Origin of the sequence: Aeromonas sp. Marseille-Q5825, assembly GCF_946892685.1 — a bacterium.
In the GTDB taxonomy this organism is placed as follows: Bacteria; Pseudomonadota; Gammaproteobacteria; order Enterobacterales; family Aeromonadaceae; genus Aeromonas; species Aeromonas rivipollensis.
Genome location: NZ_CAMPOU010000004.1, coordinates 314,654 through 334,504 on the forward strand (window position 1 = coordinate 314,654; position 19,851 = coordinate 334,504).

Sequence of the window (19,851 nt, forward strand, 5' to 3'; positions counted from 1 at the left end):
ACCGCAGACTGACACCGGCGTGGATAAAGGAGTGGGGCCCAGGCCCCATTCCTTATGACTATCAGTTGCAGCTGGCAGCACCCTGATCTACCCAGACGGCGGCCTTGCCGGGCTCATCGCCCTTGGTCCAGTACTGGGCCTTCCACTTGCGTCCGTTGTGGTTGGTGAGATCCCCGGCGTTGTAGGCCACAGCGGCATTCCAGCCGAGCTGCACCTGGCTCACCAGCTTCCACTGATCGGCGCTCTGGCTTGGCTCGTTGCCCTGGGTCCAGTACTTGGCCTGCCACACCAGTTGCTGGTGGCTCACCTTGTCATTGGTGTTGTAGACGGTGCCGGCACTCCAGGCCGGCCAGTTGGCCGCATCCGGATCGGTTGCCTCGCAGCCGCCACCTGTACTCGCTGGCTTGACGGTCAGGCGGGTGCCGGCGCTGGCGTCCAGTGCCCCGTCAGTCACCATCAGGGTCAGGTCATAGACAGTGTCGCTGGTGACGCTCGGGCCTGTGACCACCAGGGTGGCGCTGTCCTGGCCGGTGGCGGTGAGACCCGCTGGCAGGCTCCACTGGTAGCTCAGGGCATCACCGTTCGGATCGGACGCCGTGGCCTTGATGGTCACCTGCTTGCCGGACTCGACGGTCGCACTGGCCGGTACGCTGACCACCGGGGGCAGATTCGGCTGCGGCGCCTTGTTGGTCACCACCACCTGATCCTTGGCCGAGAGCCCCTGATCGTCTGTCACCGTCAGCTCGAACACCAGATTGACGTCGGCACTGACGGCGTCCAGCACTACCCGGGCCTTGGCCTGGGTGGCATCGAGCAAGCCAGCCTGCGGACCCGAGACCTGCTTCCAGCTGTAGGTCAGCACGCCGCTTTCCGGATCGTGGGAGGCGGCGCCGTTGAGGGTCACCTCGGCCGGGCCTGTGACGCTCAGATCGCTGCCGGCATTGGCTACCGGCGGCTTGTTGACCGGCGGCAGTGTGCCCTCGCCGTGGCCCAGCCCCTCGTGCATGGCGTTGAGGATGTCGCCGTTGTCCGCATCTATCTCCCAGGCGAACAGGCCACCGAGCTGGTTCGCCAGCACGTACTGCCCCTTGGCCTTGACCGAGCGATCGTTGTCGAAGCTGATGAGATCGCCGCTGCTGGCCTTGAACACATAAGGGGCTTCGGCCGACTCGTCATAGCCCTGCTCCCAGCCTGCGCCCATGCGGTTGTTGACGATGTCGCGGTAATCCACCACACCATTTTCCCAGGTGCCGGTCACAGGTCCCGTGGCGGTACCTGTGAAGGGATTGCCGGCCTGGTAGTTCTTCACTCCGGTCCAGCCACGGCCATACATGGCCGCCCCCACCACTATCTTGCCCGGTGTCACCCCCTGACCCAGCAGCGCCTTGACGCCCTTGTCGGTGGTGTACTTGGTAGCCGGATCCCAACTGGAGGCGAAGAGGTTGGTCTGATGGGCCAGATTCGTCAGGTCGAAGGCGCCGCTGAAGTCGTAGCTCATCAGGAAGATGTGGTCCATGTACTGCTGGGCCGCCTGATAATCGACCTTGGCGATCTTGTCACCGCCGGCGCTGATGGCCGAAGTGAGCTCATACTGGCGGCCGGTCTCGGCTTCCAGCTCGTCGAGCATGGCCCGCAGCTCCTTCATCAGCACCACATAGGTGGCGCCATCGCTCGGGCCGCCCAGGCTGGGGTTGGCCCCCTGACCGCCCGGGAATTCCCAGTCGATGTCCACCCCGTCGAAGAATTTCCAGGTCTGCAGGAACTCTTTGACCGAGGCGACGAAGGTGTCGCGCTTGGTCTTGTCCCCCAGGAAGTAGAAGGGATCGGAGAGGGTCCATCCCCCGACCGACGGCAGGATCTTGAGGTCCGGATGGGCTTGCTTGAGGGCCATCAGGTTGCCGAAGTTGCCCTTGTAGGGTTCATCCCAGGCGCTGAGGTTGCCCTGGGACATCTGAACAGCCGCCCAGGGATCGTGGATGGAGACCTTGAAGTCCTCACGACCGGCACAGGAGCGCTGCAGCGCCTCGAAGCTGCCGGAGATCTCTTTGAGGCTGTCGTTGATGCCATTGCCGCCGCAGATGGGGGTGAAGCCGTAGAGGATATGGGTCAGGTTCTGGGCCGGGATCTTGTCCACGGTGAACTTGCGGCCATAGACGCCCCACTCCACGTAATAGGCCCCCACCACCTTGCCGGACTTGTTGGCATAGGGCTTGTTGTTCTCCTTGAGGGGCGCATTGAGCGGTGCCAGGTGGCTGCCGTCGGTATCGGCGACCATCAGCTCCTTCTTGTCGGAGAGGGTGCAGCCATCGGCGTTGCACAGGGCGACCTGCATCTGATAGCGGCCCCCCTTGGTCACCTTGAAGTTGGCGGTGCCCGCGGCGGAAGCCGGGCCTGACCATACCTCCTGGCCATCGAGCAGCACCTTGGCGATCTGGCCGACATCACCGGACCAGAGGTTCCAGGTCACGCTGACGGGGGCGCCATCCTTGTGGACTGTCACCAGCTGGTTGTAGGCAGAGGCAGCCTGATTGACTTCGACGATGGCGAACTTGGTGGGGCCCGAACCTATGGTGGGTTTGCCCGGGGCAGCGGCGAAGGCGGAGGTAGCGCAGAGTCCCCCGACCAGGAGCGCCAGCAGGGAAAGTTTTGGACTTAACATATTTGAACTTCCTTATTTCGTTATTGGAATTAACAACGAAAAAGGCAACGCAACCTGCCAGGTAACGCAGACATCATCGCCACCATGGCTTGGCCCATGGACGATACAACCTGTGGTGACCCCGCTATCCTAGGTACTTTGACCCTTAGACCGGAGGCTTTGCGTCCCGGACTTTCGTCCGGTTTGCCTTTTTGCACAACTTGATTTGCGACAAAAATAATCGCCGAATGACTATAGATGAGCCTTCGGGCACCACCACCTGGCAGAAATGACATCGATGGACGGCGATTCATACAAGTTGCCGCCATATTACGCGAATGCGAGGGCATTGGTGGCGATACGCTACTTAAAACCCAGATTCACCATCTGCATTCCACTTGCTGGTTCTGTGAACTGCCTCACTCTATTGGCAGCAGCAGGCTGTTCATCAATGCTCGCAGCTTGAGGGGTTTGACCGGCTTGCTGACGTAGCCAAACCCATGCTCGCGGATCTGGGTCTGCAGCTCGCTCTTGCGATCCGCGCTGATGATGATGCCGCCTATGCCGTTGCCATGGGCCAGCCGGATCATGTGCAGCGCCTGCAGCCCCGTCTTGCCGTCATCCAGGTGGTAGTCGGAGAGCACCAGCCGGGGCAGGAAACCAGCCCCTATGATCTCCTCTGCCTGCTCCAGGCTCTGGGCGCAGCGCACCTCGCAGCCCCAGCGTCCCAGCAGGGAGGCCATGGCGATGAGGATCTCCTCCTCGTTGTCGATGCAGAGGATCCTGACCCCTTCCAGCTGGCTGTCCCGCACGGCGGGCGCCGCCACCGGACTCGGCATCACGGGCCGGGTCGCGAGGTTGAGGGTGATGGCAAACACGGAACCCGCCCCGGGCCAGCTGCGCAGGGAGAGCTGATGGCCCAGCACCTGAGAGATGCCGCGGGCGATGGCGAGCCCGAGGCCAAGCCCCTGCTCCCTGGCGGTGCGGGAGTGATCGAGGCGGGAGAACTCGTCAAAGATCGCCTCCTGCTTGTCCAGCGGTATGCCGGGGCCATTGTCCCACACCTCGATGCGCACCTTGTCCCCCAGTCGGCGGCAGCCGAGCAGCACCCGGCCGCCCGGGTTGTAGCGAAACGCATTGGTGAGGAAGTTCTGCAACACCCGGCGCAGCAGGCGCACGTCGCTGTAAACGGCGAGGCGGCTCTCCACCACGGAGAACTGGATCTCCCCCGCCTGGGCCAGCACCCCGAATTCCGCCTTGAGGTTGCCCAGCACGTCGCTCAGGGCGAAGTCGAGCTTCCTGGCCTTGAACTTGCCCGCCTCGAGTCGTGAGATGTCCAGCAGATCCGTGATGAGATCCTCGGTCGCCCCCAGGGCATCGTCGATGTGGCGGGCGATGCGGACCTGCTCCGCTCGCTGTTCCTCCCCTTGCCCTCCCCCCTGCGGCAGCATCTCCAGCAGGGAGGAGGTAAACAGCTTGGCGGCGTTCAGCGGCTGGGTCAGATCGTGGCTCACCGCCGCCAGGAAGCGGCTCTTGGAGTGGTTAGCCCGCTCCACCTGCTGGTTCACCAGCAGCAGCTGGCGGTTGAGCTCGGAGAGTTCGTGGGTACGCTCGGCCACCCGCGCCTCCAGGTGCTCGTTGGCTTCGCGCAGCACCCGCTCCGCCGCCCGGAAGGGGGTGATGTCGGTGAAGGTCATCACGAAGCCCCCCGCCGGCATGGGATTGCCCTGCATCTCGATCACCCGGCCGTCCGGCCGCTCCCGCGCCGAGACATGTGGGCTGCCCCGCTTCATGAAGGCGACCCGGCGCGCCACCTGGGCCTCGATATCGCCCGGGCCGCAGAGCCCCTGCTCGGCGTTGTAGCGAATGATCTCCTCGATGGAGCGCCCCACCTGGATGAGCCCGTGCGGATAGTGGAACAGCTCTATGTAGCGCCGGTTCCAGGCCACCAGCTTGAGCTCCCTGTCCACCACAGAGATCCCCTGCCCCATGTGCTCTATGGCCCCCTGCAGCAGGCCGCGGTTGAAGCGGAACACGTCCGAGGCCTCGTCCACTATGGTGGCTATCTCCTCGAGCTGCATGTTGCGCCCCTGCAGGGCAGAGGCCAGCACCAGCCGTGCAGACGAGGTGCCAAACACCCCGGCCAGCAACCGCTCGGTGTGGGCAATCAGATCGGCCGACGCCTGCATCTGGGGCGCAAGGGTGCCGCCGTGCTCGCCGGCGAAGCGGCCGAAGGCACGCTTGACCCGGCTCGAGCCGACGAAGCGGGCCGCCAGCATCTCCAGCTCCTTGACCGAGACCCGCGCCTGGTAGAGCGCCGTGGTGTCCCGGCTCGGCTTGCCGACGAAGTTGGCGGCCTGCAACCGCTCGCTCACCGCCGCCCGTGACAGCAAGGAGCCCGCCACGTAGCCGAGCAGATTGAGCAACAGGCTCAGGAAGATGCACCAGGCCCCCAGGCTCAGCTCCCGGAATGCGGGCCAGTCAGGGGGCGCCAGCAGCGCCTCCAGGGGCGAGCCCGCCAGCAGGCCGCTTTCAGCCAGCAGGGTGAGGAACCAGAGGCTGACCCCCAGCGCCAGCCCGAGGTAGACCCCCTTGCGATTGCCGTGCCGCCAGTAGAGGCCGAGCAGCAGGGCAGGCGCGAACTGGGCCACGGCGCCGAACGACAGGTAGCCGATACGCGACAGGCTGGTGAGGTCCCCGAGCCAGAGATAGAGCACCCAGGCCGCCAGCAGGATCAGCAAAATGGCGCCCCGGCGCACCTGCAGCAGCAGCCGCATCAGGCGCTCATCCCGCCCCTGCTGCCAGAAACGGCGCAGCAGCACGGGCAGCACCAGATCGTTGCTGACCATGATGGCCAGGGCGATGGTGCAGACGATCACCATGCCGGTGGCCGCCGAGGTGCCGCCGAGAAACGCCAGCATCGCCATGCCGTCGAAGCCGAGCGACATGGGCAGGCTGATCACATAGGTATCCGAGGCCATGTCGGCCCCCACCCACTGCTTGCCCGCCAGCGCCAGCGGCCAGATGAAGAGCCCCATCAGGAACAGGTAGAGCGGGAACAGCCAGCGCGCCCAGTGCAGATCCTGGCCCTGGTTGTTCTCCACCACAGTCACGTGGAACTGGCGCGGCAGGCAGATGACGGCGCACATGGCCACCAGGGTATAGATGGCGAGCTCCAGCAGGCTGCCCGGCGACACCGCCACCACCGCATCGAGAAAGTCGGTGGCCACCAGGGTGCGGGCCTCGCTCGGCCTGGCGATGATGAGCCAGAGCGCGAAGCCCCCCACCGCCATGAAGGCGAGCAGCTTGACCACGGACTCGAAGGCGATGGCCACCACCATGCCGCGATGGTGCTCGGTGGCATCCAGGTTGCGGGTGCCGAACAGTATGCTGAACAGCGCCAGCAACAGGGCGACGCCGAGGGCCAGTTCGGCCGTGTTGCCCGTGGGCCCCGCCGGCACCGAGTTGGCCATCAGCAGATCCAGCCCTGTGACTATGGCCTTGAGCTGCAGCACCAGGTAGGGAAGTATCCCCATGACGGCGATCAGGCTGATCACCATGGCCAGACGCTGGGACTTGCCATAGCGGGCGGCGATGAAGTCGGCGATGGAGGTGATGTGCTCGCGCTTGGCCACCAGGATGAGGCGGGCCAGCAGGCGCCAGCCAAACAGGAACACCAGCATGGGGCCAAGATAGATGGGCACAGGCGACCAGGGGGATTCGCTGGCCTGGCCCACTGTGCCGAAGAAGGTCCAGGAGGTGCAATAGACGGCGAGCGACAGGCTGTAGAGCAGGGGCTGGCCCTTGAGCCGGCGGCGCTTGCTCTTGTCCGCCACGTAGGCGATGAGGAACAGCAAGCCCAGATAGGCGAGCGACAACCCGATCAGCAGCCATCCTTGGTGCATCTACATTCTTCCCTTGTTCAGATGTGTTGAGCGCCACGCCGGCTCAGCGTGCCGACGGGCAACTGTCATTAAGTGTGCCCGCTCAGGCGGCGGCGCCCTCATGCTCCCCGCGCAACCGCAGGACGAAGACCGGCAGCACCACCAGCACCATGATGAAGAAGATGCCCCCACCGAGCGGCTCGAACAGCACACCGCAGATCGCCATCAGGGCCGCCACCGTCATGCCAAGGCCCAGCGCCGCATAGAGCGCCTGGGTGGGGATCTGCTGCTCGGCAGGCAGTTGCCGGGTCATGAAGCGCACGGCACCGAGGTGGCTGATGCAGAAGGTGACCCCGTGCAGCAGCTGACCCAGCACCAGCACCGCCAGTTCGGTGGAGGCGCCGAGCAACACCCAGCGCACCACGCAGCCGACGGCCCCCACCAGAAACAGGGTCTGGGCCCCGAAGCGGTGGAAGAAGCGCTTGTCCGCGGCAAACACGGCGATCTCCGCCACCACCCCCAGGGCCCACAGGTAGCCGATCAGGGTGCCGCTGTAGCCCGCCCCCTTCCAGTACATGGCGCTGAAGCCGTAGTAGGCGGCATGACTGCCCTGCAACAGGGCGGTGATGAGCAGGAAGCGGCGCACCGGCGCCGACTTGAGAGTAACGAGCAGGGAGGCCCGGGCCCGCTCCCCTGTGAGCTCCTGGGGCACCGGCCGCAGCGGCAGCACGCTCAGCGCCAGCATGGCCAGCAGTCCCGCCACCATGGTGTGCAGCACCCAGTCGCTGCCGAAGTTGCTCACCAGGGCGCCGACCAGGGTGGAGGCGACGATAAAGGCGAAGGAGCCGCACAGCCTCACCTTGCCATAGTCGAGGTGCGTCTGCACCACCATGCGGGTGGCGAGCGCCTCCCCCATGGGCATCAGAGTCGGGTAGATGAAGTTCGCCACCAGGGTCAGCAGCACCAGCCACCAGAGGCTGTGGCTGAGGTAGAAGCCCAGAAACGCCAGCAGGCTCAGCAGGCAGAGCAGCCGGGTGACGGGCAGCAACTGACCGGCCCCCTTGACCCGTCCCATCACCATCAGGTTGCCGGCAAAGCGGATGGCCATGCCGACCCCCAGCAGCAGGCCTATCTGCTCGGCGCTCACCCCTTTGCCCTCGAGCCACAGGGACCAGAACGGCAGATAGGCGCCGTAGACGAAGTAGAAGGCGCCAAAGAACAGGGCTAACCAGGAGAAGGCGGGCATAGGGGCTCGGCAGCGGGACAAGGGGCACAAATGATAACCGATTTTGGCGCGGGGATCCCCAGGTGCAAGAAGAGATAAAAACGATAAATATCAATAAAGTTGAACCTTTGTCACATCCCCCTGTCTATTGGTTAACACCGCTTCCTGATGAGTGTTGCAATCCTTACACCCGCCCCTGGCGGGTTTCTTTTTGGGGCCGGTTTGGGCCGCCAGAAACAGAGAAGGGGCCCTGGGGCCCCTTCATCATCATCGTCATTGGCACATATCAGAACACGTACTTGACCCTTGCGCTCAGGTTGCGGCCCGGCTCGGTCTGGTTGCTGGTGTCCGTGGTGGCGGCGAGGCCCGTGATGCTCTCGTAGCTGACGTACTCCTTGTCAAACAGGTTGAACACACCGACGTTGAGCTGCAGATCCTGCATCGGCTTGAACTGGGCGTAGATATCCACCACGCCCCAGCCGGCGCTCTTGATGTTGTCGTTGCCTCTGGCATCCTTGCCCACCTTGTCCATGTCGTCGGCGAAGCGCAGTGCGGTGTTGATGTTCCAGTTCGGCTGCTCCAGGCGCACCCCCAGGCTGCCGTTGAACGGGCTCAGGCTGTTGATGTAGTTGCCGTCACCGTCCTTGCCCTCTATGTAGGCCAGGTTGCCCCAGACGTTCACCAGCTCGTTCAGCCAGTAGTCCGCCTTGACCTCGGCCCCCTTGGTGGTCGCCTTGTCCAGGTTCTGGTACTGATAGATGGCGGTGCGCCCTTCGGTCCCCACGGCCGTCAGCTCGATGAAGTCATCAAACTGGTTGTAGAAGGTCGCCACTTCATAGCTGAAGCCGCCACTGCTGCCGCGCACCCCCAGATCGATGCCGTCGCTGCTCTCGGGCTTGAGGTTAGGGTTCGGCTCGATGCGATAGCCGTAGGCCTGATGGTTCAGGGTGGAGAAGGCGTTGTCATACATGGGCGCCTTGAAGCCGTGGCTGTACTGGGCGAACAGGTTGGCCGCCTCGTGTGCCTTGAACACCAGCCCCAGCTTGGGCGAGAACTCCCCTTCGGAGATCTTCTGCATGTTCTCGCCGGTGTAGGCGGGATCCTGGTCCGGGGTCATCTTGTAGTAGTCGTAACGGGCACCCGGGGTCAGCACCCAGCGCTCGCCAAACTTGATCTCGTCAAAGGCCCAGAGCGCGCTGCGCTCGCTGGTGGTGGAGGGGAAGCTCAGCTCGCTGTAACCGACGAAGTCACCCGGAGTGGTCGGCCCCTTGAAGCGGGTACGCTCGTTGTCGGTGTGTTCATACTCGACACCCCAGGCCAGACGCTGATTGGCGAGCGCCTTGCTGAACTTCACCTGGGCCCCCAGGCTCTCCTGCTCGAAGCCGTTGTGATCCAGGGAGTTCTTGGTCACATAGGGGTTGCCCGGATTGACCGGATACTTGGAGGAGGCGTACTGATCCAGGGTCTGCTTGGTGCGGGTGTAGTAAATCTTGCTGTCCACCCGATCCGCCCAGGGGGCATTCAGGGCGAGGCCGTGATCCAGCACCAGGGAGAGGTTGTCGGTCTCCTTGTCGGTGATCGGCTGATTGAAGACGGAGCCCGCCTTGGTCAGATCGATGGCATCCGGATCCTGCCCCTCGGTGAAGTAGTCGACCGTCAGCTTCAGGAACTGATCATCGGAGAGGTTCCACTTGCTCTTGAGCAGCACCGCCTGGCTGACGATGTCGAACTCGTCCTTGTCGCTGTCGTAGTTCTGGGTCACCCCACCGTCACGCCAGGTGTAGCGCAACAGGTTCTCGAACTCGCCGGTGCGCAGCGCGCCTGTGATGCCGGCCATCTTCTGGTGGCTGCTGGAGGCATACCCAGTGGTCGCATCCAGGTAGCTGTCCTTCCCCTTGAGGAAGTCGCCGGCATCCTTGGTGGTGATGGCGATGACGCCCCCCAGGGCATCGGAGCCGTAGGCCGCGGACGCCGGCCCCTTGGCCACTTCCACCTGCTTGATCATGTCGGTGTCGAAGTAGGTCTGGCCCACACCGCCGTTCTTGTAGGCGTCGTTCTGGCGCACCCCGTCCTGCACCACCTTGACCCGGTTCTCGCTCATGCCGCGAATGGTGAAGGTCTGGGCATCCCCCGCCCCCCCTTGCACGCTCACGCCCGGCTCATAACGGAACAGATCGGCGACATTGCTGACGACCTGCTCCTCGATCTGCTCCGAGGTGATGACGGCGATGGGGCCGGAGACGTCTTCCAGCTTCTGCTCCATGCGGGAGCCGCTGACGACCATGACTTCATCCGTTTTCTTGTCTGCGGCGAAAGCAGGGGATACCAGCCCGGCCGCCACGGCGAGGGCAATCAGAGAGGGGGTGTTGTTGTGCGCCACTGCAAAGTCCTTATTGAGAATCATTATCAACCGAACGGCATCTTACCCAGCCCGCGACAAAGATCAATAATAAAGTGAATCATTCTCATTTTCTTTTGCTTCTAAACGGTTTTACACTAGCGCCTCTTTTTTCCTGCTCGCCATGCTGCCATCGTATGGTGCAGTGCCTTTGCCAATCTCTGCCTCTGTGAGTGAGATGCCATGACTCGACGACTCCCCCTGCTCGCCCTGCCCCTGCTGCTGGCCGCCTGCGCCACCCCGCCGCAGAGCCAGCCTCCCCAGACCCTCTATCACTACCAGCTTGGCGAGGGGGCGGACGACAGGCCCCTCAGCCTCGCCCAGGCGGTGGACAAGGTCAGGGATGCCGACATAGTGCTGGTGGGCGAGCTCCACAGCCACCCGGCCGTGCACCTGTTGCAGGCAAACCTGCTGGCAGAGCTTGCCAGCATGTCGCGCGCCGATGGCCGGGGGCTGGTGCTCTCCATGGAGCAGTTCACCCGCGCCGATCAACCCGTGCTGGATGCCTACCTGGCCGGTCGCATCGGCGAATCCACGCTGATCCGCGAGGGCCATGCCTGGCCCAACTACCCGAGCGACTACCGCCCCCTGGTGGAATTTGCCAAGGCGCAGCAGCTGACAGTGATCGCCGCCAATGCCCCCAAGCCGCTGGTGAGCTGTGTCGGTCAGGAAGGCCCCGAGTGGCTCGACAAACTGCCCGCCAGCCGCCGCAACCAACTCGCCCGCGAACTCACCCTGGGAGAGGATCCCTATCGCCAGAAGTTCATGGCCTCCATGCATCATGGGGATGCGGACGGCAATGCCCGCCGCTTCGCCGCCCAGACCAGCTGGGACGACACCATGGCCGAGAGCATGGTCGATTATCTCGAGCAGCATCCCGGCCGGCGCATCATGCACATCGCCGGCAACTTCCACGTGGAGGGGGGGCTGGGTATCGCGAGCCGCATCGCCAGCCGCAATCCGGCGCTGAAAGTCGCCCTTGTGGTGCCTGAGACTGGCTCCCAGGATGGCAAGGCAGCTCTCGGACGGAGCGCCGACGTGCGGTTGCACATAGCCCCCCTGCCGGAACGCTGGCTAAATGCAGAGGAAATGAAGCAAGATATGGGCGCGCTGCATCAATCCCGCAGCCGTGACTGCAGCCAGTGGCTGCAACCCTAATCTTCCAGGATACGGCGGGTAAAATATGGACGTGTTACTGATCATCGATGTGCAGCAAGGGGTCATGAAAGCGACCCATCACCAACAGCCACAAGTTCTGGCCAACATCAACCGGGCCGCGGCCCATGTCAGACAGCATCATGGCCGGGTCATCTACATCCAGCATGACGACCTGCCAGGGGACGAGCTGGAGCCCGGTACCCCGGGCTGGCAACTTCACCCGGCGCTGCAACCCGCCAAGGGGGACAGCCGGGTGCGCAAGACGGCGTGCGACAGCTTCCTCGAGACCGAGTTGGCCTTCCTGTTGGCCGAGCAATCCGTCGACAGGCTGATCCTCTGTGGCAGCAACACCGATTTTTGCGTCGATACCACGGTACGCAGTGCCGCGGCTCATGGCTTTGAGGTGCTGGTGTTGAAAGATGGTCACACCACAGCCGATCGTCCCCACCTGAGCGCCGAGAAGATCATCGAGCACCACAACTGGATGTGGCAGCACCTGAGCCTGCCAGAGGGCAGAAGCATAACCCTGCTCACCACGGATCAGCTGCTCGAGGCGGCTCAACCCGCGCTGGCGTGCTAATCTGCCCGCCTTGAAGTGATCACCTGATTGGAGTCTTGCGTGCGTCTATTCTCTGCCGTTGCCCTTGTGCTGTTGTTACCGGCGATCACGGCCTGCTCCGGCATGCCGGGCACCACGCCCGACGGCCCGGCCCCCCTGTTTCATACCAACATCAACGAAGAGGGGAGCAAGCGCTTCACCTTCGAAGCCGCTCCCCTCGACGTCCTGCCGAGTCGGTTGCAGGAGGATGACAGTCGGCTGAGCCGCAACAGCAAGAGCCTGCTGGAGCGCCGCGAGGCCCTGCAGGACGAGCAACTGACCGAGACGCTGGCGGCGCGCAACTATTGCCGCACCGGCTACATAGTCCTCAGCCAGACCTCCTGGAAGATCCGGGGGGAGTGCAACGAGACCGCCACCCAGGCCGATCGCGACGCCTTCCCCAACAAGGCCTCCTGGCAGGAGTGATCCCGATTTGGGGACAGGTAACAAAACGGGCAGCCCAGGCTGCCCGTTTTTCATCTGATGACTTCGATCCTCAGACTGGTGCATCCGTCTCGCTGGTCAACTCGGCGCCGTTGTCGACGCGCTTGTGCCCCTCCACCAGATGGACGAAGTCCACCAGCTCGTCACCGGAGACCCGGAACGCCTGGCCGAAGCCCTTGACGAACAGCCCCTGCTCGGGCTTGAGACGAAACAGCACGAAGTCCTTGAGGTTGGAGAGCCCTTTGACGATGTCGCCAAAACGCCCTTCCAGCGCCGCTATTGCCTTGCCCCAGCGCTCGTCATCCCGCGCCACCACCTCGGCCACGGCGTCAAAGGTGAGCCGCTTGCGGGCGAACAGTTCGCGGGCGCCTGTCTCGTCCTCGATCAGCATCAGGGAGACCTTGGGCACCTGCTGCAGGTTGCGGGCATGGCGGGCTATCTCGGAGATCAGCACATAGTAGCCATCTTCCTGCAGCACGAAGGGGGCGTAGCTGGCATTGGGGTTCCCTTCGCCATCCACGGTCGCGAGCTGCAGGGTGCGGCAACCGTCACGAAATTCGCGGATCTCCGGTTGCAGGCGGTTCTGCAGACGCTCCTGACGTTCACTCATGCTTTCACTTCCTCTTGATACTGGTGGCGCAGGGCCTTGAAACGCTCCACCTGGTCAGGCAGCAGCTGACGCTGCTCGTCACGGCCCAGGTAGATCTTGAAAATGCAGCGACCGCTGTGGCCGAAGAACTGGAAGGAGTGCCCCTCCTTGCCCATGAACAGCTTGCTGACCAGGGCAATGCCGACCACGTTGTCGAGCTTGAGGTGGCCATGCATCTCGCCGTCCCGACCCATCAGGTTGTAGTAGCCACGGGCCGTCTTGCCCTTGGGGAAGGGAGCCTTCACCTCGAAGATGGAGCCGTCGGACTCCACAATGGTGGTCACCTGACCCCAACTGGCCAGATCCGCCAGCAGGGCTTCGGCATGATCGCTCGGCACCAGCGTCATCAGCTCGGCGGGCAGGTGGCGCACCACCTCCCACTCGCTGACGGCCAACTCGGTGGCGATGCTGGAAGGATGGGCGCTGGGATCTTGTTCCAGCAGCGCATGAATGCGTTGTGCAATGCTCATCGGTTCTCCCTGGATGATCTGGCGATGGTACTCGGTCTCGCGGCGGATACTGTAATAAAGCGGCCCCCTTAACGCAATTGATAATCGCTTTCATTATCAGTGCATTTTTTTCACGAGCTTGATATTCTCGGCGGCAATCCCACTCTCATACACCCTTCGGAGGTTCGCATGGGCCGTCGTTTTGCCCTCGCACTCAGCCTGCTCGGCTGTTCAGCCCTTTCTCTGCCTGCTGTCGCGCAGGAACGCATCGTCAGCATAGGCCCGGCCACCACAGAGCTCATCATGGCCCTGGGGGGCGAGCAGAGCCTGATTGCCACCGACGTCAGCAGCCCTGAACCCAAGGGGCTGCCGAGAGTCGGCTACCACCGCGCCCTGGCTGCCGAAGGGATATTGAGTCTGGCCCCGACCCGGCTGGTCGGCAGCGACGAGATGGGGCCGCCACCGGCTCTGGAACAGCTGCGCCGAGCTGGCGTCGAGGTGACAGTGCTGCCGACGGCCCCCACCCTGGCCAACCTCAACGAGCGGATCGACGCCCTGGCAGGCTTGCTGGGAAATGAAGCTGCCGGCACCAGGCTGAAGGCCGAGATCGCCGTCCAGAGCGACCAGCTGGCGGCCCAGGCGAAACAGAACAAACCCCTCAAGGTCGCCTTCCTGCTGCTGCACAAGGGCCAGCCCACCAGCATAGCCGGTGGCAATACCACCGCCAGCGCCCTGGTGACCCTGGCCGGCGGCGTCAACCCGGTCGCCCGCTTGCACGACTACAAGCCCGTCTCCACCGAATCCCTGATCGAACTGCAGCCGGATCTGGTGCTGGTGAGCGGCCGTGACTGGCAACAATACCAGAGCGTCGACAGCGTGCTGGCCCAGGTGCCGGCCCTGGCCGCCACGCCGGCAGGCAAGAACAGGGCCATCCACGCTATCGACGGTCACGCCCTGCAAGGGGGTCTCAGCCTGAGATCCTTGCAGCAGGCCAACCAGATAGCCCAGTGGATCAAGCAGGGTTCATGATGCGTCTGCCGCTGCCCTGGCTGCTCGCGCTCACCGGCTGCACGCTCGCCCTGCTGCTGGTCGGCTCCCTCGCCACCGGCCCCATGTCGCTCTCCTTGGCCGAGAGCCTGCAGGCCCTGTTTGCCGGCAAAGAGAGCGGGATAGAGGCACACAAGCTGCTGATAGTGCAGGAGATCCGCCTGCCACGTACCCTGCTCTGCATCGCCGTGGGAGGCATTCTCGGCCTCTGCGGCGCCGTGATGCAGGGGCTGTTTCGCAACCCCCTCGCCGACCCCGGCATCATAGGGGTCTCCGGCGGCGCGGCGCTGGGCGCCGCCCTGGCCATAGTGCTGCTGGCCCCCCTCGGCCAGCAGTTGCAGAGCCTGCTCGGCCTCGGTCTGCTGCCCCTGCTCGCCTTCCTCGGCGGGGCGCTCACCACCACGCTTGTGTATTTGCTGGGCACCCGTGAGGGGGGCACCTCGGTCACCGTCATGCTGCTGGCGGGCGTCGCCATCACGGCGCTGTCAGGGGCCGTGATAGGGCTGCTCACCTACCTGGCGGACGACCAGATGCTGCGCAACCTGAGCCTGTGGCAGATGGGCTCCCTGGCCGCCGGCAAGCCGGTGGATGTGGGGCTGGCGCTGGCGACCCTGGTCGCCCTGCTGTGGCTCTTCATGCGCGATGCCAATCCCCTCAACGCCCTGCTGCTGGGGGAAGGTGAGGCCCGGCATCTGGGAGTGAATGTGCAGGCTCTGAAGCGACGCCTGATCCTGCTCACCGCAGCCGGTGTCGGCGTCGCGGTGGCGGTGGCCGGCATGATCGGCTTCGTCGGTCTGGTGGTGCCCCACCTGGTGCGGCTGCTGGCCGGCCCCAATCACGTCAGGCTACTGCCGCTCAGCGCCCTGCTCGGCGCCGCCCTGCTGCTGGGTGCCGACATGCTGGCCCGCACCCTGCTGGCGCCGGCCGAGATGCCGGTGGGCATCATCACGGCCCTGCTGGGAGCCCCCTTCTTCATCTGGCTCTTGGTCAAGAGTCGCCGGACGCTATAACAGGAGAACGCCATCTTGCCCGGATCCCCCTCCCCCCTGCTCACTTGCCAGAGCGTCAGCCTCACCCGGGGCAATCGCCTCATCCTGGACAGCCTGGATCTCGACCTGCATGGGGGCAGCCTGACCGCCCTGCTCGGCCCGAACGGGGCGGGCAAGAGCTCGCTGCTCAAGTGCCTGACCGGCGAGATGGCCTATGAGGGCACCATCTCCCTGTTCGGTCGCGAGCGGCAAGAGTGGGCCGGCGATGCCCTGGCCCACAGAGTCGGGGTGCTGCCCCAGAGCTCGTCCCTCAGCTTCCCCTTCCTGTGCGAGGAGGTGGTGGCCATGGGGCGACTGCCCCACGCCGAACCCGGCGCCCGTCGCGACGAGATAGTGCAGGCCGCCATGATCCATGCCGGGGTCGAGCACCTGGCAGGCCGCCTCTACCCCGGTCTCTCCGGAGGGGAGCGCCAGCGGGTGCAGTTCGCCCGGGTACTGGCCCAGATCTGGCAGGAGCCATTACCGAAACGGCTGTCGGATCCCGAGCAGCCGCGACTGCTGCTGCTGGACGAGCCCACCTCGGCCCTCGATCTCAAGTACCAGCATCAGCTGCTCACCATGGCCCGCGCCCTGGCCGCCCGCAACACCGCCGTGCTGGTGGTGCTGCACGACCTCAACCTGGCGGCGCGCTACGCCGACCGGCTGGTGATGCTGGAGCAGGGCAGGCTGATGGCGGACGGCTCCCCGGCAGAGGTACTCACCCCCGAACTGATCGCCCGCCTCTACGATTATCCCGCCCAGGTGATCCACCACCCCGAGACGGGGCAACCCATGGTGGTGTGATGGCGGGCGCATCGCCCTCCCTGTCCACGACTACCCCGTCCAAGACATCCACCACCCAGAGACGGGGCAGCCCATGGTGGTGTGATGGCGGGCGCATCGCCCTCCCTGTCCACGACTACCCCGTCCAAGACATCCATCACCCCGAGACAGGGCAGCCCATGGTGGTGTGAGAGGGTTCGGGATCCTGGATAGCAAAAGAGCGCCATCAGGCGCTCTTTTTGATTATGAGAGAAGTTCTGACTCAGGCTATCTGATAGCGGCCCGGCTTGTGATTGAGTGTCAACACCAGGTTACAGATGATGGCCGCGACCACTGAGAGCGCTAGCAGCCAGGGGGAGACCACAAAGAAGGAGGCGATGACGATGGCGCAATCCAGCCCCATTTGCAGCTTTCCTGCCCGTATCCCCCATTTGTCCTGAATGAAGAGCGCCAGGATATTGAAACCGCCCAGGCTTGCCTTGTGGCGGAACATGATGAGCAGCCCCATGCCGATCAGGGTGCCGCCGATCAGGGCCGCATAGACGGGCTCTATCTTGCCTATCTGCAGAACGGCATTGAGGTGATCCGTCATGAAGGAGACGGTCGCCACGGCGGCGAAGGTGTTGAGGGTGAAGCGCGGCCCCATCCTGAGCCAGGCCAGGGCATAGAAGGGCAGGTTCATGGCGAAGAAGAGCAGACCGAAGCTCAGGCCAGTGACCTGCTGCAGCAGCAGCGCCAGGCCTGCGGTGCCGCCGGTGAGCAGACCGACCTGATGAAACAGGAAGATGCCGAGGGAAACGAAGCCTGCCGCGGTCAGCAGGGCGAGCACATCCTCATAGAGCGGATGGGCCGAACGGGGGGTGTTGTCCATAACCTTATGTCCAGTAGCGAAGTGAAAAGAGTGTCTGAGGCCCGGTGACGGGCGCGAGCCCCGTGAGTCGGGACTTCGTTATGGTCACAGTGTCCATTTTGAGTGACCCAGATCACAAGTACGGGATCGAATGCGCCGAAATGGTGCGCGTCAGCGCCGCGTTACAACCCTTGCACCAAAATATGTCACGCCCTCCCCCTCTCAAGCTGAAGCCAGCCTGAAGCGCGCCTGAAAAACCCGGGCTATCTCGCTGCCAGCAGGCGGGAATCGTTCTAAAATGAACCCCTTGCCACAGGCTGCGGAGCAACAGCAGATGAGAGTCAGCGTATTCGGAATAGGTTATGTGGGGCTGGTTCAGGCCGCCGTGCTCGCCGAGATGGGCCACAGGGTAACCTGCGTGGACGTGGACGCCGCCAAGGTCGAGCGCCTCAAAGAGGGCATGATCCCCATCTTCGAGCCCGGTCTCGCCCCCCTGGTGCAGGCCAACCATCAAGCCGGTCGCCTGCAATTCACCACAGATGTCGCCCAGGGGGTGGCGTTCGCCGAGCTCATCTTCATCGCGGTCGGCACCCCGCCGGATGAAGACGGCTCGGCCGATCTGCAGCACGTGCTGGCGGTGGCCGGCACCATAGGGCGGCTGATGCAGGGCGGCAAGGTGGTGGTCAACAAGAGCACAGTGCCGGTCGGCACCGCCAACCGGGTGCACCAGCATATCGCCGCCATCCTGCGCGATCGCGGGGTCGACTTGCCCCTTGAGGTGGTCTCCAACCCGGAGTTTCTTAAGGAGGGGGCCGCGGTGGCCGACTGCCTGCGGCCGGATCGCATCATCATAGGCACAGACTCGGCCCACGCCCTCTCCCTGCTCGAAGAGCTCTATGCCCCCTTCAACCGCAATCGGGATCGCATCATACAGATGGATACCCGCAGCGCCGAGCTGACCAAGTACGCCGCCAACGCCATGCTGGCCACCAAGATCTCCTTCATGAACGAGATGGCCACCCTGGCGGAGAAGCTCGGGGCCGACATCGAAGCCGTGCGCAAGGGCATAGGTGCCGACCCCCGCATCGGCCATCACTTCATCTATCCCGGCTGCGGCTATGGCGGCTCCTGCTTCCCCAAGGACGTCAAGGCGCTGATCCACACCGCGGGCGAGATTGGCTGCGATGCCCCTTTGCTCCACGCGGTGGAGCGGGTCAACGACGGCCAGAAGCACAAGCTCATGGCCCGCCTGCGGCAGCACTTCGGAAGCGATCTGACAGGGCGGACCTTCGCCCTCTGGGGCCTGGCCTTCAAGCCCAATACCGACGACATGCGCGAAGCCCCGAGCCGGGTGCTGATGGAGGCGATCTGGGCCGCCGGTGGCAAGGTGCAGGCGTTCGATCCCGAGGCCATGAGCGAGGCCCAGCGCCTCTATGGCCTGCGGGACGATCTGACCCTGTGCGGTACCCAGGAGGCCGCCCTCAAGGGGGCCGATGCCCTGCTCATCTGCACCGAGTGGCAGCAGTTCCGCGCACCGGACTTCGATCTGGTGCGGCAGACCCTGAAGCAGGCCGTCATCATCGATGGCCGCAACCTCTATGACCCGGCCCGCCTGCGCCAACGCGGCTTCACCTACTACGCCATAGGCCGGGGCGACAGCCTGGCCGCGGGGCTGTGCGAGGAGCAACAACAATGAAATATCTGGTCACCGGCGCCGCCGGCTTCATCGGCTTCCATGTGGCGCAGAGGCTCTGTCGCGACGGCCATCAGGTGGTTGGCCTGGACAACCTCAACGACTACTACGAGGTGAGCCTGAAGGAGGCGCGGCTGGCCTTGCTGCTGCCACTGCCCGGTTTTCGTTTCGAGCGGATGGATCTCGCCGATCGCGCAACCATGGCGGCGCTCTTTGCCCGCGAGCGGTTCGATCGGGTGATCCACCTGGGGGCCCAGGCCGGGGTACGCTATTCGCTGGACAACCCCTTCGCCTACGCCGACAGCAATCTCAACGGCACCCTCACCATCCTCGAGGGCTGCCGCCATCACGGGGTGCAGCACCTGGTCTACGCCTCCTCCAGCTCGGTGTACGGCCTCAACGAGCAGATGCCGTTCAAGACCTCGGACGGGGTGGATCACCCCGTCTCCCTCTATGCCGCGAGCAAGAAGGCCAACGAATTGATGGCCCACTCCTACTCCCACCTCTACGGGTTGCCCACCACGGGCTTGCGCTTCTTCACCGTCTACGGCCCCTGGGGGCGACCGGACATGGCGCTGTTCAAGTTCGTGCGCGCCATCCTGAGCGACGAGCCCATCGACATCTACAACCAGGGCCAGCTCAGCCGGGACTTCACCCACATAGACGACATAGTGGAGGGGGTGATCCGGGTCGCAGACAGGCCCCCGCAAGGCGACCCGACCTGGCAGGGGGCGGCCGACGCCAGCCCGGCCCCCTACCGCCTCTTCAACATCGGCCATGGCAGCCCGGTGCGACTCATGGATTTCGTGGAGGCCATAGAGGCGGCGCTCGGCAAACGAGCCATCCGCAACCTGCTGCCCATGCAGGCCGGAGACGTGCAGGCAACCTGGGCCGATACCCAGGCGCTGTTCGATGCCACCGGCTACAGAGCCGGAGTCGGGCTTGAAGAGGGAGTTGCCAGCTTCGTCGACTGGTACAGGGCCTACTACGGGGTCTGACCCCATCGC

At 64.3% G+C, this 19,851-nt stretch carries 15 protein-coding genes and 1 riboswitch; of the genes, 8 read left to right on the forward strand and 7 right to left on the reverse strand.

Features of this window, described 5'->3' with window-relative positions; genetic code table 11:
- Positions 1–61: 61 nt before the first annotated feature.
- The 4 genes from OC537_RS12065 to OC537_RS12080 all read right to left on the reverse strand — a co-directional run bounded on the left by OC537_RS12065 (position 62) and on the right by OC537_RS12080 (position 10,127).
- The gene (locus OC537_RS12065; protein ID WP_262111538.1) at positions 62–2,659 is read right to left on the reverse strand and encodes a glycosyl hydrolase family 18 protein; all 2,598 of its coding nucleotides are present in this window, start codon (positions 2,657–2,659) and stop codon (positions 62–64) included.
- 111 nt (positions 2,660–2,770) lie between these two features.
- A riboswitch (cyclic di-GMP riboswitch) is annotated at positions 2,771–2,857 on the reverse strand.
- Between the two features lie 200 nt (positions 2,858–3,057).
- Positions 3,058–6,543 (reverse strand): PAS domain-containing hybrid sensor histidine kinase/response regulator, encoded by a 3,486-nt coding sequence (locus tag OC537_RS12070; RefSeq protein WP_213345142.1) that lies wholly within the window; start codon positions 6,541–6,543, stop codon positions 3,058–3,060.
- An 82-nt stretch (positions 6,544–6,625) separates the two neighbouring features.
- Complete coding sequence (locus OC537_RS12075; protein WP_262111545.1) at positions 6,626–7,768, reverse strand: 3-phenylpropionate MFS transporter; 1,143 nt, start codon at positions 7,766–7,768, stop codon at positions 6,626–6,628.
- A 265-nt stretch (positions 7,769–8,033) separates the two neighbouring features.
- Entirely contained in the window at positions 8,034–10,127 is a 2,094-nt protein-coding gene (locus OC537_RS12080) for a TonB-dependent hemoglobin/transferrin/lactoferrin family receptor (protein WP_106885950.1), read from the reverse strand.
- 201 nt (positions 10,128–10,328) lie between these two features.
- Here OC537_RS12080 and OC537_RS12085 point away from each other — a divergent pair, with 201 nt between their 5' ends.
- From OC537_RS12085 to OC537_RS12095, 3 genes are read left to right on the forward strand one after another with little or no spacing between them, the layout of a single operon-like run.
- Entirely contained in the window at positions 10,329–11,303 is a 975-nt protein-coding gene (locus tag OC537_RS12085; RefSeq protein ID WP_262111547.1) for a ChaN family lipoprotein, read from the forward strand.
- A 25-nt stretch (positions 11,304–11,328) separates the two neighbouring features.
- Positions 11,329–11,883, forward strand: a complete 555-nt coding sequence (locus OC537_RS12090; RefSeq protein ID WP_106885948.1) for a cysteine hydrolase family protein — start codon at positions 11,329–11,331, stop codon at positions 11,881–11,883.
- Positions 11,884–11,922: 39 nt separating this feature from the next.
- Positions 11,923–12,327, forward strand: coding sequence for a hypothetical protein (locus OC537_RS12095; protein WP_025328092.1), 405 nt, complete (start codon positions 11,923–11,925; stop codon positions 12,325–12,327).
- Positions 12,328–12,397: 70 nt separating this feature from the next.
- Here OC537_RS12095 and hutZ read toward each other — a convergent pair whose 3' ends face one another.
- The gene (hutZ, locus tag OC537_RS12100) at positions 12,398–12,955 is read right to left on the reverse strand and encodes a heme utilization protein HutZ (protein ID WP_005329149.1); all 558 of its coding nucleotides are present in this window, start codon (positions 12,953–12,955) and stop codon (positions 12,398–12,400) included.
- The gene (gene hutX, locus OC537_RS12105) at positions 12,952–13,464 is read right to left on the reverse strand and encodes a heme utilization cystosolic carrier protein HutX (RefSeq protein ID WP_262111554.1); all 513 of its coding nucleotides are present in this window, start codon (positions 13,462–13,464) and stop codon (positions 12,952–12,954) included. Before hutX ends, hutZ begins: the two co-directional genes overlap by 4 nt.
- Before the next feature lie 168 nt (positions 13,465–13,632).
- Between hutX and OC537_RS12110 the strand changes: the two genes are divergently transcribed.
- The 3 genes from OC537_RS12110 to OC537_RS12120 are packed head-to-tail and all read left to right on the forward strand — an operon-like array spanning position 13,633 to position 16,322.
- Entirely contained in the window at positions 13,633–14,472 is an 840-nt protein-coding gene (locus tag OC537_RS12110) for a hemin ABC transporter substrate-binding protein (protein ID WP_262111556.1), read from the forward strand.
- Positions 14,469–15,500 (forward strand): FecCD family ABC transporter permease, encoded by a 1,032-nt coding sequence (locus OC537_RS12115; RefSeq protein WP_262111558.1) that lies wholly within the window; start codon positions 14,469–14,471, stop codon positions 15,498–15,500. Before OC537_RS12110 ends, OC537_RS12115 begins: the two co-directional genes overlap by 4 nt.
- A 15-nt stretch (positions 15,501–15,515) precedes the next feature.
- Entirely contained in the window at positions 15,516–16,322 is an 807-nt protein-coding gene (locus tag OC537_RS12120) for a heme ABC transporter ATP-binding protein (RefSeq protein ID WP_262111560.1), read from the forward strand.
- A 241-nt stretch (positions 16,323–16,563) separates the two neighbouring features.
- Here the strand turns inward: OC537_RS12120 and OC537_RS12125 are convergent, their stop codons facing one another.
- A complete protein-coding gene (locus OC537_RS12125) occupies positions 16,564–17,172 on the reverse strand; it encodes a YitT family protein (RefSeq protein WP_163155752.1) in 609 nt (202 codons plus the stop codon).
- Positions 17,173–17,485: 313 nt separating this feature from the next.
- Here OC537_RS12125 and OC537_RS12130 point away from each other — a divergent pair, with 313 nt between their 5' ends.
- Entirely contained in the window at positions 17,486–18,847 is a 1,362-nt protein-coding gene (locus tag OC537_RS12130; RefSeq protein WP_262111563.1) for a UDP-glucose dehydrogenase family protein, read from the forward strand.
- Positions 18,844–19,842 carry an NAD-dependent epimerase gene (locus OC537_RS12135; RefSeq protein WP_262111565.1) on the forward strand — a complete coding sequence of 333 codons (999 nt, stop codon included), beginning with the start codon at positions 18,844–18,846 and terminating at the stop codon, positions 19,840–19,842. Before OC537_RS12130 ends, OC537_RS12135 begins: the two co-directional genes overlap by 4 nt.
- Positions 19,843–19,851 lie beyond the last annotated feature (9 nt).

What these genes read in the sequence shown, in the direction of transcription:
- OC537_RS12065 (WP_262111538.1), bottom strand. Translation starts at nt 2,659, where the DNA reads ATGTTAAGTCCAAAACTTTCCCTGCTGGCGCTCCTGGTCGGGGGACTC.
- OC537_RS12070 (WP_213345142.1), bottom strand. Translation starts at nt 6,543, where the DNA reads ATGCACCAAGGATGGCTGCTGATCGGGTTGTCGCTCGCCTATCTGGGC.
- OC537_RS12075 (WP_262111545.1), bottom strand. Translation starts at nt 7,768, where the DNA reads ATGCCCGCCTTCTCCTGGTTAGCCCTGTTCTTTGGCGCCTTCTACTTC.
- OC537_RS12085 (WP_262111547.1), top strand. Translation starts at nt 10,329, where the DNA reads ATGACTCGACGACTCCCCCTGCTCGCCCTGCCCCTGCTGCTGGCCGCC.
- OC537_RS12090 (WP_106885948.1), top strand. Translation starts at nt 11,329, where the DNA reads ATGGACGTGTTACTGATCATCGATGTGCAGCAAGGGGTCATGAAAGCG.
- hutZ (WP_005329149.1), bottom strand. Translation starts at nt 12,955, where the DNA reads ATGAGTGAACGTCAGGAGCGTCTGCAGAACCGCCTGCAACCGGAGATC.
- hutX (WP_262111554.1), bottom strand. Translation starts at nt 13,464, where the DNA reads ATGAGCATTGCACAACGCATTCATGCGCTGCTGGAACAAGATCCCAGC.
- OC537_RS12110 (WP_262111556.1), top strand. Translation starts at nt 13,633, where the DNA reads ATGGGCCGTCGTTTTGCCCTCGCACTCAGCCTGCTCGGCTGTTCAGCC.
- OC537_RS12115 (WP_262111558.1), top strand. Translation starts at nt 14,469, where the DNA reads ATGATGCGTCTGCCGCTGCCCTGGCTGCTCGCGCTCACCGGCTGCACG.
- OC537_RS12125 (WP_163155752.1), bottom strand. Translation starts at nt 17,172, where the DNA reads ATGGACAACACCCCCCGTTCGGCCCATCCGCTCTATGAGGATGTGCTC.
- OC537_RS12130 (WP_262111563.1), top strand. Translation starts at nt 17,486, where the DNA reads ATGAGAGTCAGCGTATTCGGAATAGGTTATGTGGGGCTGGTTCAGGCC.
- OC537_RS12135 (WP_262111565.1), top strand. Translation starts at nt 18,844, where the DNA reads ATGAAATATCTGGTCACCGGCGCCGCCGGCTTCATCGGCTTCCATGTG.